The organism is Bradyrhizobium mercantei (assembly GCF_001982635.1).
Lineage (GTDB): Bacteria > Pseudomonadota > Alphaproteobacteria > Rhizobiales > Xanthobacteraceae > Bradyrhizobium > Bradyrhizobium mercantei.
Window position 1 is genome coordinate 244,788 of record NZ_MKFI01000010.1, and the last position, 15,208, is coordinate 259,995.

Annotated in this window: 12 protein-coding genes; 11 read left to right on the forward strand and 1 reads right to left on the reverse strand. The window is 65.0% G+C overall.

The genetic code is table 11. The annotated features are described in order from the left end of the window. Positions 1–106 precede the first annotated feature (106 nt). From BI327_RS37095 to BI327_RS37145, 11 genes are all read left to right on the forward strand, one after another. The gene (locus tag BI327_RS37095) at positions 107–3,244 is read left to right on the forward strand and encodes an efflux RND transporter permease subunit (protein WP_076866356.1); all 3,138 of its coding nucleotides are present in this window, start codon (positions 107–109) and stop codon (positions 3,242–3,244) included. 21 nt (positions 3,245–3,265) lie between these two features. Next, positions 3,266–3,874, forward strand: coding sequence for a TetR/AcrR family transcriptional regulator (locus BI327_RS37100; protein ID WP_076866405.1), 609 nt, complete (start codon positions 3,266–3,268; stop codon positions 3,872–3,874). Positions 3,875–4,034: 160 nt separating this feature from the next. After that, positions 4,035–4,658: a flavin reductase family protein gene (locus tag BI327_RS37105; protein WP_076866358.1), complete on the forward strand. Its 624-nt coding sequence runs from the start codon at positions 4,035–4,037 to the stop codon at positions 4,656–4,658. Positions 4,659–5,072: 414 nt separating this feature from the next. Continuing rightward, positions 5,073–6,317, forward strand: a complete 1,245-nt coding sequence (locus tag BI327_RS37110) for an SMP-30/gluconolactonase/LRE family protein (protein WP_076866360.1) — start codon at positions 5,073–5,075, stop codon at positions 6,315–6,317. Between the two features lie 313 nt (positions 6,318–6,630). Continuing rightward, a complete protein-coding gene (locus tag BI327_RS37115) occupies positions 6,631–8,898 on the forward strand; it encodes an acyl-CoA dehydrogenase (RefSeq protein WP_076866361.1) in 2,268 nt (755 codons plus the stop codon). Continuing rightward, the gene (locus BI327_RS37120) at positions 8,898–10,181 is read left to right on the forward strand and encodes an acetyl-CoA C-acetyltransferase (protein ID WP_076866363.1); all 1,284 of its coding nucleotides are present in this window, start codon (positions 8,898–8,900) and stop codon (positions 10,179–10,181) included. The genes BI327_RS37115 and BI327_RS37120 overlap by 1 nt, the downstream gene beginning before the upstream one ends. A 2-nt stretch (positions 10,182–10,183) precedes the next feature. Further along, a complete protein-coding gene (locus tag BI327_RS37125) occupies positions 10,184–12,280 on the forward strand; it encodes a 3-hydroxyacyl-CoA dehydrogenase NAD-binding domain-containing protein (protein WP_076866364.1) in 2,097 nt (698 codons plus the stop codon). A 95-nt stretch (positions 12,281–12,375) separates the two neighbouring features. Then, a complete protein-coding gene (locus BI327_RS37130) occupies positions 12,376–12,729 on the forward strand; it encodes an acyl-CoA thioesterase (protein ID WP_076866407.1) in 354 nt (117 codons plus the stop codon). Positions 12,730–12,880: 151 nt separating this feature from the next. After that, positions 12,881–13,075 (forward strand): hypothetical protein, encoded by a 195-nt coding sequence (locus BI327_RS37135; RefSeq protein ID WP_076866366.1) that lies wholly within the window; start codon positions 12,881–12,883, stop codon positions 13,073–13,075. Between the two features lie 79 nt (positions 13,076–13,154). Next, the gene (locus BI327_RS37140; RefSeq protein WP_076866367.1) at positions 13,155–13,829 is read left to right on the forward strand and encodes an HAD family hydrolase; all 675 of its coding nucleotides are present in this window, start codon (positions 13,155–13,157) and stop codon (positions 13,827–13,829) included. A 157-nt stretch (positions 13,830–13,986) separates the two neighbouring features. Beyond that, complete coding sequence (locus tag BI327_RS37145) at positions 13,987–14,814, forward strand: DeoR/GlpR family DNA-binding transcription regulator (protein WP_076866368.1); 828 nt, start codon at positions 13,987–13,989, stop codon at positions 14,812–14,814. Positions 14,815–15,042: 228 nt separating this feature from the next. Here BI327_RS37145 and BI327_RS37150 read toward each other — a convergent pair. Further along, positions 15,043–15,208: transposase (locus BI327_RS37150; RefSeq protein WP_143271774.1), on the reverse strand; the 166-nt coding region annotated here is incomplete at its 5' end.

Here is a 15,208-nt window from a genome sequence, read left to right on the forward strand (position 1 = left end):
AGCGAAGCGACGAAGCAATCCACGTCGCCGCTCGCTGAAGAATGGATTGCTTCGCTTCGCTCGCAATGACGATTGAAGTCGAGACGATTTGGACCTGGAGAGTTCGATGAAGCGCTTCAACCTTTCAGCCTGGGCGGTCAGCCATCCGACGCTGGTGCTGTTCCTGATGATCATCCTCGGCGCCGCCGGCTTCTTCTCCTATGAGAAGCTCGGCCGCGCCGAGGATCCGTTCTTCACCGTCAAGGTGGTGAACGTCTCGGTGATGTGGCCGGGCGCGACCTCGCAGGAAATGCAGATGCAGGTCGCCGATCCCATTGAGAAGAAGCTGCAGGAGCTGCCGTTCTTCGACAAGGTGCAGACCTATTCCAAGCCGGGCTTCACGGCGATGCAGGTCTCCTTCAAGGATTCGACCTCGCCGAAGGACGTGCCGTATCTCTTCTATCTGTTGCGCAAGAAGCTGGTCGACGTGCAGGGCGAGCTGCCCTCGGGCATCCTCGGTCCCGTCGTCAACGACGAATTCTCCGACGTCGATTCGATCCTCTATATGATGACCGGCGACGGCGCCGATTATGCGCAGCTCAAGAAGGTCGCGGAAGGCTTCCGCCAGCGCCTGCTGAAGGTGCCTGGTGTGACCAAGATCGACCTCTACGGCATCCAGGACGAGCGCATCTTCGTCGAGTTCTCGCATGCCAAGCTGGCGACGCTCGGGATCACGCCGCAGGCGCTGTTCGACTCGCTCGCCAAGCAGAACAATGTCACCCCGGCCGGCACCGTCGAGAGCTCCTCGCAGCGCGTGCCGCTGCGCGTCACCGGTGCGCTTGACGGCGTCAAGGCGGTGGCCGAAACGCCGGTCGAGAGCAACGGGCGTGTGTTCCGGCTCGGCGATATCGCGACCGTCAGCCACGGCTATGTCGATCCGCCGACCTTCAAGGTCCGCCAGGAAGGCAAGCCCGCGCTCGGCATCGGCGTCGTTACCGCGAAGGGCGCCAACATCCTCGAGCTCGGCAAGGAAGTCCAGCAGGCGACCGCCGAGTTCCTGAAGGCGGTGCCGCAGGGCATCGATATCAAGCAGATCGCCGACCAGCCCAAGGTGGTCGAGCATGCCGTCGGCGAGTTCGTGCACTCCTTCGTCGAGGCGCTCGCGATCGTGCTGTTCGTCTCGTTCGTCGCGCTCGGCTGGCGCACCGGCATCGTCGTGGCGCTGTCGGTGCCGCTGGTGCTCGGCATCGTCTTCATCGTGATGAACGCGATGTCGCTCGATCTGCACCGCATCACGCTCGGCGCGCTGATCATCGCGCTCGGCCTTCTGGTCGACGACGCCATCATCGCGGTCGAGATGATGGTGGTGAAGATGGAACAGGGCTGGGACCGCATGAAGGCGGCGTCCTTTGCCTGGGAATCTACTGCGTTTCCGATGCTCACGGGGACGCTGGTCACAGCCGCTGGCTTCCTCCCCATCGGCTTTGCCAATTCGGCGGTCGGCGAATATGCCGGCGGCATCTTCTGGATCGTGGCGATCTCGCTGGTCGCCTCCTGGTTCGTCGCGGTGATCTTCACGCCCTATATCGGCGTCAAGCTGCTGCCCAACATCAAGCTGCACCAGAACCACGATCCGCACGCGATCTACGAGACCCGGATGTACCGCGGCCTGCGTCGCGTCGTGCAGTGGTGCGTCGATCACCGCATCAAGGTGGTGGCGGCGACCGTCGGCGTCTTCGTCGCCTCGATCATAGGCTTCGGCCATGTCCAGCAGCAGTTCTTCCCGCTGTCGGAGCGGCCCGAGCTGTTCCTGCAGCTCCGTCTGCCCGAAGGCACGGCCTTCAACGTCACCGAGAAGGCGGTGAAGAAGGCCGAAACGCTGCTGAAGGGCGATGAGGACATTGCGACCTACACGGCCTATGTCGGGCAGGGCTCGCCGCGCTTCTGGCTCGGCCTCAACCCGCAGCTGCCGAACGAGGCGTTCGCCGAGATCGTGATCCTCGCCAAGAACGTCGATGCGCGCGAGCGCGTCAAGGCGAAGATCGAGCAGGCCGCCGCCGACGGCGCGCTGAACGAGGCGCGGGTCCGGGTCGACCGCTTCAATTTCGGCCCGCCGGTCGGCTTCCCGGTCCAGTTCCGCGTGATCGGGCCCGACGCCAACAAGGTGCGCGACATCGCCTACCAGGTCCGCGACGTGATGCGCCAGAACAAGAGCGTCAAGGACGTCCAGCTCGACTGGAACGAGCAGTCGCCCTATTTGAAGCTCGCCGTCGACCAGGACCGGGCGCGCGCGCTCGGCCTGACCCCGCAGGACGTCTCGCAGGCGCTGGCGATGCTGATCTCGGGCGCGCCGGTCACCACGATCCGCGACGGCATCGAGAAGGTCGGCGTGGTCGCCCGCGCGGTGCAGTCCGAACGGCTCGATCTCGGCCGCGTCGGCGATCTCACCATCACCACGCGCAACGGCGTCGCCGTGCCGCTGCAGCAGATCGCCAAGATCGAATATGCGCATGAGGAGCCGATCCTGTGGCGGCGCAACCGCGACATGGCGATCACCGTGCGCTCCGACGTCGTCGACGGCGTTCAGGCGCCCGACGTCACCAACCAGATCGCGCCGAAGCTGAAGGACATCCAGGCCCATCTCGAGCCGGCCTACCGGATCGAGCCGGGTGGCGCGTTCGAGGAATCGGCCAAGGGCAATGCGTCGATCTTCATCCTCTTCCCGGTGATGGTGATGGTGATGCTGACGCTCCTGATGATCCAGTTGCAGAGCTTCTCGCGCCTGTTCCTGGTGTTCCTGACCGCGCCGCTCGGCATCGTCGGCGCCTCGCTCGGGTTGAACGTCGCCAACCAGCCGTTCGGCTTCGTGGCGCTGCTCGGCCTGATCGCGCTCGCCGGCATGATCATGCGCAACGCGGTGATCCTGGTCGATCAGATCGAGAGCGACGTGGCGTCCGGCCTGACCCGGCGCGAGGCGATCATCGAGGCCACCGTCCGGCGCGCCCGGCCGGTGGTGCTGACCGCGCTCGCCGCCATCCTCGCCATGATCCCGCTGTCGCGCTCGGCGTTCTGGGGCCCGATGGCGATCACCATCATGGGCGGTTTGTTTGTTGCGACTTTCCTGACCTTGCTGTATCTGCCGGGCCTTTACGCCCTCTGGTTCCGCAAGACCCTCGAGGAGAGCGGCCCCGAGCAAACCAATACTGCGCCGCAGCATGCGGGTAAGGGAGAACTCGCATTTCCGCTTGCTGAGGCGGCCGAATAATTGAAGATTGAGCAGGCCAACATGACACTGATCTCGGAACATAGCGAAACCGACACCCGCGAGCGGATTCTCGTGGTGGCGGAGCGCTTGTTCCGGCAGATCGGCTACCAGAAGACCACGGTCGCCGACATCGCCAAAGAGCTGCGGATGAGCCCCGCCAACGTGTACCGCTTCTTCGATTCGAAGAAGTCGATCCACGAGGGCGTGGCGCGCGGCCTGATGGGCGAGGTCGAGATCGAGGCCCAGCGGATCGCGCGATCGGAAGGGCCGGCTGCGACGCGCCTGCGGCAGATGATGACGACCATCAATCGGATGAACACCGAGCGCTATGTCGGCGATTCCAAGCTGCACGAGATGGTCGAGGTCGCGATGCAGGAGGACTGGGAGGTCTGCGTCGCCCATATGGAGCTGATCGGCAACACCATCGGTGAGGTGATTGCGCAAGGCGTGGCCACGGGGGAATTCGAGGTCGGTGATCTGGAGGTCGCCGCGCTGTGCGCCTGCACGGCGATGATGCGGTTCTTCCACCCGCAGATGATCGCGCAATGCGCCACCAAGCCGGGCCCGACCATCGACCAGATGATCGATTTCGTGATCGCCGGCCTGTCGCCGCGTGCCCGCGCCAACTGAGCGCCAGGGCTGACGTTTTCGTCAGTTGACTCTCCCGTCATTGCGAGCCAAGCGACGTTGTAGCCCGGATGGAGCGCAGCGTAATCCGGGTAATTGATCCGCTTGCGAGATCGTCCCGGATTGCGCTGCGCTCCATCCGGGCTACCGAAGGGGCTGTGCCGTGACCGAGAAAGACCTGCATTTCTACGAGCCGAAGAACGGCCACGGCCTGAAGCACGACCCGTTCAACGCCATCGTGGCGCCGCGGCCGATCGGCTGGATCGCCTCGCGCGACAAGACCGGTAACGTCAACCTCGCGCCCTACAGCTTCTTCAACGCCTTCTGCTACGTGCCGCCGATCATCGGCTTCTCCTCCACCAACTGGAAGGACAGCGTCGCCAACATCCAGGATACCGGCGAGTTCGTCTGGAATCTGGCGACGATGGATCTGGCCAAGCACATGAACGCGACCGCGGCGCATGTCGCGCGCGACGTCGACGAGTTCAAGCTCGCAGGGTTGACGCCGGTCGCCGGCAAGCTCGTCAACGTGCCGCGGGTGGCCGAAAGCCCGGTGTCGTTCGAATGCAAGGTGAGCCAGATCGTCCAGCTCCAGGGCGCCGACGGCAAGAAGGCTGAGGCCTGGCTGACGCTCGGCGAGGTCGTCGCCGTCCACATCGATAAATCTTTCATCAAGGACGGCGTCTACCAGACGGGATTGGCGCATCCGATCGTCCGCGCCGGCCGGCGTGGCGATTATTTCGAGATCAAGCCGGAAAACATGTTCGAGATGATCCGGCCGGACTGAGCCTGTCTACGTAGCCGACAATTGCGAGCCAACCGACGTTTGCCTCACAAATCGCGCAACACACTCAGTGTCGTCCCTGCGAAAGCAGGGACCTATAACCACGAATGTTCATTGTTGCATGATGCTGGAACGACGAGCCCATTCACAACGCACGCCGCGGCGTATGGGTCCCTGCGTTCGCAGGGACGACAGTTGTGAGTGTGGTGCGACGTGTGCATCAAGCGAACGAGGAGGGCTTATGGCGAGTCCAGCGCTTTGCCTTCTCGCCCCGCAATGACGGAAGCTGAAACCACAACAATGTGAAATTTCCGCGCGCGAGGATGAAAAACCGTCACTCGCAACCTCGGAGCGAGCAGTCTAACCTCCCGTGAGCCAGGCCGGATCAACGGCCGGCCAACAGTGTGGGAGGATGCGATGACACGCCATCGGCGGAGCGATCAAAAAGAACCGCGGCGCGATCCGAACATTTCACGACGAACGCTTGTTCAGGGATTGGCGGTGGGAGCGGCCGCTGCCGCAACCGGCGTCAGCAGTGTGCTGGCCCAGAACGCGCCGGCGCCGGTCGGGCCGCCGACGACGATCACGAGCCCGCCGCGCGATTTCAGTCCGCGCGGTGCGCCGACGACCTATTTCTGGGACCCTGACATCATCGCAGTCGATCCCTCCTTCGATGACCTTGCCCAGCCCAACACCTCGATCAAGCGCCTCCATACCGGCCTGTTGTGGGCGGAAGGCCCGGCCTGGAGCGCGCAGGGCCGCTATCTCCTCTGGAGCGACATTCCGAACAACCGGCAGATGCGCTGGTCGGAGGACGACGGCCATGTCAGCGTGTTCCGCATGCCGTCGAACTACTCGAACGGCAATTCGTTCGACTTCCAGGGCCGCCAGCTGTCCTGCGAACATCTCACCCGCCGCGTGACGCGCTACGAGAATGACGGCACCGCGACGGTGCTTGCCGATAACTATCAAGGCAAGCGGCTGAACTCCCCGAACGACGTCGTCGCGCATCCCGACGGCAGCTACTGGTTCACCGATCCGCCCTATGGCGGCCAGCTCTATGAGGGCGAGCCGGACGCCGCGGGCGGTCCGAGCAATTCGGCCGGCAAGCTCAATCCGCGGATCGGCCAGCCGGCGGGCTTCGTGCCGGCCAAGCGCGAGCTGCCGACCAATTGCTATCGCATCGATCCCTCCGGCCGCGTCGATCTGGTGGTGAGCGAGGACCAGGTGCCCGATCCGAACGGTCTCTGCTTCTCGCCCGATTACAAGAAGCTCTACGTGGTCTCGACCGGCAAGGGACCGGGCGATACCGGCGCCGGCGGCAAGGGTGACGTGTTCGTGTTCGATGTCGGCGCCGACAACAAGCTCTCGAACGGCAAGCGGTTCAGCGATTTCACGATCGACGGTGTGAAGTGCGGACCGGACGGCATCCGCTGCGACGTCAACGGCAATGTCTGGTGCTCGAGCAATGCCGGCCGCGCGGTCGGTTACAACGGCGTGACGGTGTGGTCGCCGGAAGGCAAGCTGCTCGGCCGCATCCGGCTGCCCGAGGTCTGCGGCAACATCACCTTCGGCGGCCCCAAGCGCAACCGCCTGTTCATGGCCGCAAGCCAGTCGCTCTACGCGGTCTATACCGCGACCCAGGGCGCCGGGCCGGCGTGATCTGACTACACCTCTCCCCAGCGGGGAGAGGTCGATTTGCGCAGCAAATCGGGTGAGGGGCGCCGCTCCAACGTGAGACCGCAACCCCTCACCCGGCGCTGCGCGCCGACCTCTGCCAAGGGAGCGGTGAATTCGCCATCCCCCGCTACCTGATTGTCGCACCTCAGCTTTCGGAACGGAACGCGCGGCCTGCCGTTAACAAACGGCGGCCCGGCCGCGTCAATTTCGCTTTATTTGAACAGCGAAGTGTTCACCGGGGACCGGCACTTTCCGATAATATTAGCCACCCGCGCCGATCCATGAGGACCCCACCATGAGCTTCCGCCGCGACTATGTGACAAAACCGATCTTCTCCTGGGCGCGTGGCGTGCTGCCGACCATGTCGGACACCGAGCGCGAGGCGCTGGAAGCCGGCGACGTCTGGTGGGACGCCGATCTCTTCACCGGCAATCCGGACTGGTCGAAACTGCTGGCGTTCGCGCCGGCCAGATTGACCGACCAGGAGAGCGCCTTCCTGCACGGTCCGGTCGACGAGCTCTGTACGATGCTCGACGAGTGGAAGATCAACTGGGAATGGCGCGATCTGCCGCCGGAGGTGTGGGCCTTCATCAAGGCCAAGAAATTCTTCGGCATGATCATTCCCAAGGAGTTCGGCGGGCTCGGCTTCTCGCCCTACGCGCATTCCGAAGTGGTGCGCAAGATCTCCTCGCGCTCGCTGACCGCGGCCGTCACCGTGATGGTGCCGAACTCGCTCGGGCCGGGCGAACTCCTGATGCGCTTCGGCACCAAGGAGCAGCAGGACAGATGGCTGCCGCGTCTCGCCTCCGGCCAGGACATTCCCTGCTTCGGCCTGACCAGCCCGGAGGCCGGCTCGGATGCCGCCTCGATGATCGACACCGGCATCATCTGCAAGGGCAATTTCGAAGGCCGCGAGGTGCTCGGGCTCAAACTCAATTGGCACAAGCGCTACATCACGCTCGGTCCGGTCGCGACGCTGCTTGGGCTCGCGTTCAAGGCCTATGATCCCGATCACCTCGTCGGTAACGAGGAAGAGCTCGGCATCACGGTCGCGCTGATCCCGACCCATCTGCCCGGCGTCTCGATCGGCCACCGCCATCTGCCGGCGATGCAGGTGTTCCAGAACGGCCCGAACTGGGGCAAGGACGTCTTCATCCCGCTCGACTACATCATCGGCGGTGAGGCACGGCTCGGTCAGGGCTGGAAGATGCTGATGACGGCGCTCGCCGCCGGCCGCGGCATCTCGCTGCCGTCGCTGTCGGCCGCCGGCGCCGCCTATGCCGCGCGCACCACCGGCGCCTATGCCCGCATCCGCGAGCAGTTCGGCATTTCCATTTCCAAATTCGAGGGCATCGAGGAGCCGCTCGCGCGGATCGCCGGCACGGCCTATCTGCTCGATGCTGCGCGGCGGCTGACTTGTGCTGCGCTGAACGAGGGGCATCATCCCGCGGTGATCTCTGGCATTATGAAGCTGCACGCCACCGAGCGGATGCGGATCGCGATCGACGACGCGATGGACATCCATGGCGGCAAGGCTGTCATCGACGGGCCGCAGAACTATCTCGGCGGGCTCTACCGCTCGGTGCCGGTCGGCATCACGGTCGAGGGCGCCAATATTCTCACCCGCAACCTGATCGTGTTCGGGCAGGGCGCGATCCGCGCGCATCCCTATCTTTTGCAGGAGATGAACGCGCTCAGCGAGACCGATCGCGACAAGGGCCTCGCCGCGTTCGACACCGCGTTCTGGAAGCATGTCGGCCACAGCTTTGCGACCATGTTCCGCGCCTGGGGCCGTAGCTGGAGCTTCGGCCTGTTCGCGCCGGCGCCGGATGCCGGCGATGCGACGGAGTTCTATCGGCAGCTCTCGCGCTATTCGTCGGCGTTCGCGCTGTGCGCCGACATGGCGCTGCTGACGCTCGGCGGCGCGTTGAAGCGCAAGGAGATGCTCTCCGCGCGCTTCGGCGACATCCTCTCCGAACTCTATCTGCTCTCCGCCGCGCTGAAGCGCTGGCAGGACGAGGGCCGGCAGAAGGAGGATCTTCCCGCGCTCGAATGGTGCATGGCATCGGGCTTCAAGACCATCGAGAACCGCTTTGCGGAGATCCTCGCCAATCTGCCGAACCGCCCGGTGGCGTGGCTGCTCAAATTCCTGATCCAGCCGTTCGGCGCCCGCATCACCGGCCCGTCGGACCGCGTCGTCCATCTCTGCGCACAGCTCGTGCTGTCGCCCTCAGTGGCGCGCGACCGCCTGACGCCGGATCTCGCCTTTGTCGAGGACGACGGCGGCATCGCGCGGCTGGAAAAGGCCTTCCGTCTCGTGGTTGCGGCCGAGGACGCCGCCAAGCAGCTGCGCGCTGCGCGCCTCCATGACTGGAAGGAAGCGGTCAAGAAGGGCGTCATCACCCAGGATGACGGCGAGAAGCTCGCCGCCGCGCATGAAGCCGTCACAAAAGTTATCGAGGTCGATGATTTTGCGCCCGAGGCGCTGTCCCCGATTTACAAGAAATCCGCCGACGTGCATCAGTTCTTCCAGGAGCTTGGTGAGCAGAGGGCGGCGAGCTGATGGCGCGACCAGTCTTTATCGTCGACGGCGGCCGGACGCCGTTCCTGAAGGCGCGCTCCGGTCCCGGCCCGTTCACTCCCGTCGATCTCGCCGTGCAGTGCGGCCGGCCGCTGCTGGCGCGGCAACCCTTCGCGCCCACCGCCTTCGACCAGGTCATTCTCGGCTGCGTCAACGTGATCGCCGACGAGATGAACCCGGCGCGGGTCGCGGCGCTCCGGCTCGGCATGGGCGAGCAGATGGTCGCCTTCACGGTGCAGATCAATTGCGGCTCCGGCATGCAGTCGATCGACACCGGCTACCGCTATATCCGCGAGGGCATCTCCGATTTGATCCTCGCCGGCGGCGCCGAGGCGTTGAGCCACGCGCCGCTGGTCTGGCCCAATTCCGGCGTGCGCTGGTTTGCCGGCTTTGCCGGCGCCAAGGGGATAGGCGCCAAGATCGCGGCGGCGCTGAAGGTGAAGCCGAGCTACTTCAAGCCGATCATCGGGCTAGAGCGCGGACTGACCGACCCGATCACCGAGCTCAACATGGGACAGACCGCCGAGAAGGTCGGCCATCTCTTCGGCATCACCCGCGCGCAGTCCGACGCCTACGCCGCCGAGAGCCATCAGCGGCTGGCCAACGCGCAGAAGCAGGGTTTCCTCAAGGGCGAGGTCGAGACCGCGTTCTCCCGCGACGGCAAGTTCTACGACCATGACGACGGCGTCCGCCCGGACTCGACATCGGAGACGCTGGCGAAATTGAAGCCGGTGTTCGAGCGTCCCTGGGGCCAGGTCACCGCCGGTAATTCCTCGCAGATCACCGACGGCGCCTCCTGGGTGATCCTGGCGTCCGAGAAGGCGGTCGCCAAGCACGGGCTGACGCCGAAGGCCGTCATCCTCGACAGCCAGTGGTCGGCGCTCGATCCCTCGATCATGGGGCTCGGTCCGGTGCTGTCGGCAAGCGCGCTGCTCAAGCGCAACAGCCTGACATTGCAGGACGTCGAGACCTGGGAGCTGAACGAGGCCTTCGCCACGCAGGTGCTGGGCTGCCTCGCGGCGTGGAACGACGAGAAATTCTGCCGCGAGATTCTCGGGCTCGATGGCGCGGCGGGCGAGATCGACCGCGCCAGGTTGAACGTCGATGGCGGTGCGATCAGCCTCGGCCATCCCGTCGGCACCAGCGGCAACCGCATCGTGCTGCATCTGGTCAATGCGATGAAGCGGCTCGGCACCAGGCGCGGCGTCGCCACCGAATGCATCGGTGGCGGGCAGGGCGGCGCGATGTTGATAGAGACGGTGTGATCATGGATTCACGGATCATGGACCTTCTCGCCGACCGCGTGCTCGAACTCGGGCCGACCCCGGCCACCGAGAGTCCCTACAAGAATTTCAAGCTGACGCGTGACGAGGACGGCATTGCCTGGCTGCTGTTCGATCGCGCCGGCGCCAGCGCCAACACGCTGTCCGCCGATCTGCTGGAAGAGCTCGACGCCATCGTCACGGCGCTGGAGAACCAGCGGCCGACCGGCCTCGTGGTCCGCTCCGCGAAGAAAAGCGGCTTCATCGCCGGCGCCGACGTCAATGAATTCCGCGGCGTCAGCGATGCCGGCGCGGTCGAGGCCCAGATCGGCCGGGCGCATGCGGTGATCGATCGGATTGAGGCGCTGCGCGTGCCGTCGGTCGCCGTCATCCACGGCTTCTGCCTCGGCGGCGGCCTCGAAGTCGCGCTCGCCTGCCAGATGCGGATCGCGATCGACGATGCCCGTTTCGGCTTCCCCGAGGTGATGCTCGGCCTGCATCCGGGCCTCGGCGGCACCGTGCGCTTCACCGAGCTGGTCAACCCGATGCAGGCGATGACCCTGATGCTGACCGGCAAGACGATCGACGCGCGCCGCGCCAAGTCGCTCGGCCTGGTCGATGCCGTGACGCAGGAGCGCCACGTCCGCAATGCGGTCAAGGACGCGGTGTTCGGCCGGCTGAAGCGCGCCAGGCCCGGCATGCTCAACTCGCTGCTCAATTCGGGGCCGGTCAGGGGCTTGCTCGCCTCGCGGATGCGCAGTGAGGCCGAGAAGGCCGCGCCGCGCAAGCATTATCCGGCGCCCTATGCGCTGATCGATCTCTGGGAGAAGCACGCCGGCAACCGCTCAGCGATGCTGAATGCGGAGAAGGCCTCGTTCGCCAATCTGATGGTGACGCCGACGGCGCAGAATTTGATCCGCGTGTTCTTCCTGCGCGAGCAGATGAAGAAGGTGGCAGGCAGCGGCAACAAGGTTGCGCACGTCCACGTCATCGGCGCCGGCGCGATGGGCGGCGATATCGCGGCCTGGTGCGCCAACCAGGACATGCGCGTGACCCTGGCCGATATGAAGGCCGAGCCGATTGCGGGCGCCATGAAGCGCGCGTCCGAGCTGTTCGGCAAGATCATGCGCAAGAAGATCGACCAGCGCGACGCGCTCGACCGGCTGATCCCCGACATGGACGGCGAGGGCGTCCGCAACGCCGATCTCATCATCGAGGCGGTGCCGGAAAAGCTCGAGCTGAAGCAGAAGATTTATGCCGGCCTCGAGCCGAAGATGAAGCCGGGCGCGATCCTGGCCACCAACACCTCGAGCATCCCGCTGCAGGATCTGCGCGCCACGCTCGCAACGCCGGAGCGGCTGCTCGGCCTGCACTTCTTCAATCCGGTGTCGCGGCTGCAGCTCGTCGAGGTCGTCAGCCATGACTGCGCCGATGCCGGTCTGCTCAAGCAGGCGCTCGCCTTTGTCGGCGCCATCGACCGCCTGCCGCTGCCGGTGAAGAGCTCGCCGGGCTTCCTCGTCAACCGCGCGCTGACGCCCTACATGCTGGAAGCGATGATGATGCTGGACGAGAAGACCGACCAGCGGCTGATCGATGCGGCGGCGATCGAGTTCGGCATGCCGATGGGCCCGATCGAGCTCGCCGACCAGGTCGGGCTCGATATCTGTCTCGATGTCGGCGACATGCTGCGTTCGAAGTTCGGTGACACGCTGCCACCAACGCCTGCGTGGTTGCGCGAGAAAGTTGCCAAGGGCGAGCTCGGCCGCAAGACCGGCAAGGGCTTCTACACCTGGAAGGACGGCAAGGCGGAGAAGACGCCGCTGCCGGAGGCCGGCCCGAAGGTGAGCGACGAGATGATCGACCGCCTGGTGCTGCCGATCTCGAATGTCTGCGTCGCCGCCTTGCGCGAGGGCATAGTCGACGACCCCGACATGGTCGACGGCGCGATGATCTTCGGCACCGGCTATGCCCCGTTCCGCGGCGGCCCGCTCAATTATGCGCGCAGCCGCGGCGTCGATAACATCGTGTCGACCATGCAATCGCTGATGCGCAAGTTCGGCGGACGATTTGCCCCGGATACCGGCTGGGAGGGCTTCAAGTGACCGACAGCGAGACCCAAGCGCCTGAAGCCCATGTTCACGCGCCGCCGATCAGCGGCAACGAGCCGCAGGGCGATCTCTGCATCCGCACGCTGGCGATGCCCGCCGACACCAACGCCAATGGCGATATCTTCGGCGGCTGGCTGCTCAGCCAGATGGATCTCGGCGGCGGCGTGTTCGCGGGCAAGGTCGCGAAGTCGCGCACCGTGACGGTCGCGATCGATGCGATGAACTTCCGCAAGGCGGTCTATGTCGGCGATCTCGTCTCGGTGCACGCCAATCTCGTGCGCGTCGGCCGCACCTCGATCACCGTGCATCTCGAAGCCTGGGTGCTGCGCCGCCGCGAGCAGCAGTCGATCCTCGTCACCGACGGCAATTTCACCTACGTCTCGATCGACGAGCAGGGGCATCCGCAACCGATCCAGCGCGACGGTGCGACGATTTCGACCTGACACGAGAAGGTGATTCGATGCGCGGGCAAACGCGTCGAAACTGAGACCGCATCGCGGCCTGACTGCAAAAACGGCGCTTCGCTTCGCAAATAAATCGAGGAACAAACGGTCAGGCATCCCGTTATCGGCCCGGAATAAATCGAGGCCGATAATGTCAGACTGCTACGTCATCGAAGTGAGTTCACAGACCGCGGGTATCGTGGTGCGCGATACCAAAGGTTACGAGTTCTTTGCTGCTTCGCACCGCTTCCACGCTCTCGAAGGTCACATCTTCCGCAACGCGCGCGAGGCCGAACGCGCGGCGCGACGCCTTGTCACCGGCCAGGATCTGCAACTGGCCTCCTGACGGGGAGGCCGCGGCGCACCGTTTGCGTGCGCCGCAATAGTCTGTATTGATGCATCCGGACTCACGGACTGTTTTTCGGATGTCGCAGACACAGAACAAGGCGCTGCTGTTCGATATCGACGGCACGCTCGCCGACACCGATCCGCTGCATCTGGCAGCGTTCAACCGGGTGCTCGGCCCTCATGGACACGCGTTCGATCACGCACGCTTCGGCAAGGAGCTGCAAGGCTTCTCCAACGCGTCGATCGGCGAGCGCTTCCTCGCGCACGAGCCGGCCGAACGCCGCGCCAGCATCCTCAGCGAGAAGGAGCGGGTCTTTCGCGAATTGGTCTCTGGCCAGATCGTGCCGGTGCCGGGATTGATGGCGCTGCTCGACCGCGCCGATCGCGCCGGTGTGCCGATGGTGGCGGTGACCAACGCGCCGCGTGCGAATGCCGAACTGCTGCTGTCGGGACTGGGCATCGCGCACCGTTTCAAGGCGATTGTGATCGGCGATGAACTGGCGCACGGCAAGCCGCATCCCTTGCCCTATCTCGAGGGGCTGCGCCTCGCGGGCGCGTCGGCATCCGCTTCGCTGGCGTTCGAGGATTCGCGTTCCGGCATCCAGTCCGCGACGGCGGCCGGCATCGCGACGATCGGGATGCGAACCGGGCTCAGCCATGCCGATCTGGTCGCGGCCGGCGCAGTCGCCAGCGCCCGGGCGTTCGACGATCCGGAATTGATCCGCCTGGTTGCCTCGGCCATGTCCTGGTAAGAATTTGGCGCGGTGAGCGTACGGCGCAGTGGGGACTTGTGCCGGACTGCTCGGCCCCGACAATGCTGCAACGCAGTTAACCCCGGCAATGCTTGCTCGTTGACCTCCGTACCGAACGGTCGCACCATGGGCGACTCGCCGTTTCAAGGGGGCCGCCGTGGCCGGACTCTCCCATCGCCAGACTGAAATCCTCAACATCGCACGCGCATTCGGCCGGGTCATGGTCGAGGACCTTGCCAAGCGCTTCGAGGTGTCGGCGCAGACCATCCGCAAGGACCTCAACGATCTCTGCGACGAGCGGTCGCTGACCCGCATCCATGGCGGCGCGATCATCGCCTCGGGTGTCGAGAACCTCGCCTATGAGGCCCGCCGCTTCGTCGCCGCCGAGGAGAAGAAGGCGATCGGCGCCGCGGCGGCCGCCCGGATACCGAACGGCTGCTCGCTGTTCATCAATATCGGTACCACCACGGAAGAGGTCGCGAGCGCGCTGACCTCGCACGAGGATCTCCTCGTCATCACCAACAACCTCAACGTCGCGATGCTGCTGTATCGTCATCCGCGCATCGAGGTCGTGGTCGCCGGCGGCACGGTGCGGCGCGCCGATGGTGCCGTGGTCGGCTCGACCGCGACGCAGCTGATCGGCCAGTTCAAGGTCGATTACGCCATCATCGGCGCATCCGCGATCGACGAGGAGGGCGCGCTGCTCGACTTCGACTATCGCGAGGTGCAGGTGGCGCAGGCGATCATCGCCAATGCGCGCAACGTCATGCTGGTGTCGGATGCGACAAAACTCCGCCGCAGCGCGCCGGTGCGCATCGCCCATATGAGCCAGATCCAGACCTTCGTCACCGATTCGCCCTTGCCCGCAGGCCTCGCCAATATCTGTCACAGCAGAGGGATCGAAGTGGTGGTGGCGATGGACAAGCCGGCCGTCGATATCGACGACAGCGCAGACGCGGCACCGGCGACGCTGCGCAGCGCTTAGCGCTTCAATCCTACGCGCCTTCGCAACAACTGAGATGTCATCGCCCGGCTCGACCGGGCGATCCAGTATTCCAGAGACGTCAGTGCTCCAGCTGAGATGCCGCGGCGTACTGGATGCCCCGCTTAAAGCGAGGGCTTTGCGAAAGTCGATCGCATCGGCGGGAGCTTGGGGGTATTGGTGTGGGTCGGTTGGGTGGCTCGGGTTGGTGAGCCATGATGGCTGGTTTGGTTAGACGACGTGGAGTGGCGTCCTCGCCCATCGCTGGAGATTGATCGCGATCGCTGCGAGTTGGAAGGCTGCCGCATTGCGCGTCAGGCCCCGATAGCGGGCGCGCGCGAGGCCATAGACGCGCTTGAGCAATGCAAACAACGGCTCGATCGGGGCGCGTCGATGC

Coding starts and splice junctions, on each gene's coding strand:
- BI327_RS37095 (WP_076866356.1), top strand. CDS start 107: ATGAAGCGCTTCAACCTTTCAGCCTGGGCGGTCAGCCATCCGACGCTG.
- BI327_RS37100 (WP_076866405.1), top strand. CDS start 3,266: ATGACACTGATCTCGGAACATAGCGAAACCGACACCCGCGAGCGGATT.
- BI327_RS37110 (WP_076866360.1), top strand. CDS start 5,073: ATGACACGCCATCGGCGGAGCGATCAAAAAGAACCGCGGCGCGATCCG.
- BI327_RS37115 (WP_076866361.1), top strand. CDS start 6,631: ATGAGCTTCCGCCGCGACTATGTGACAAAACCGATCTTCTCCTGGGCG.
- BI327_RS37120 (WP_076866363.1), top strand. CDS start 8,898: ATGGCGCGACCAGTCTTTATCGTCGACGGCGGCCGGACGCCGTTCCTG.
- BI327_RS37125 (WP_076866364.1), top strand. CDS start 10,184: ATGGATTCACGGATCATGGACCTTCTCGCCGACCGCGTGCTCGAACTC.
- BI327_RS37130 (WP_076866407.1), top strand. CDS start 12,376: ATGCCCGCCGACACCAACGCCAATGGCGATATCTTCGGCGGCTGGCTG.
- BI327_RS37135 (WP_076866366.1), top strand. CDS start 12,881: ATGTCAGACTGCTACGTCATCGAAGTGAGTTCACAGACCGCGGGTATC.
- BI327_RS37140 (WP_076866367.1), top strand. CDS start 13,155: ATGTCGCAGACACAGAACAAGGCGCTGCTGTTCGATATCGACGGCACG.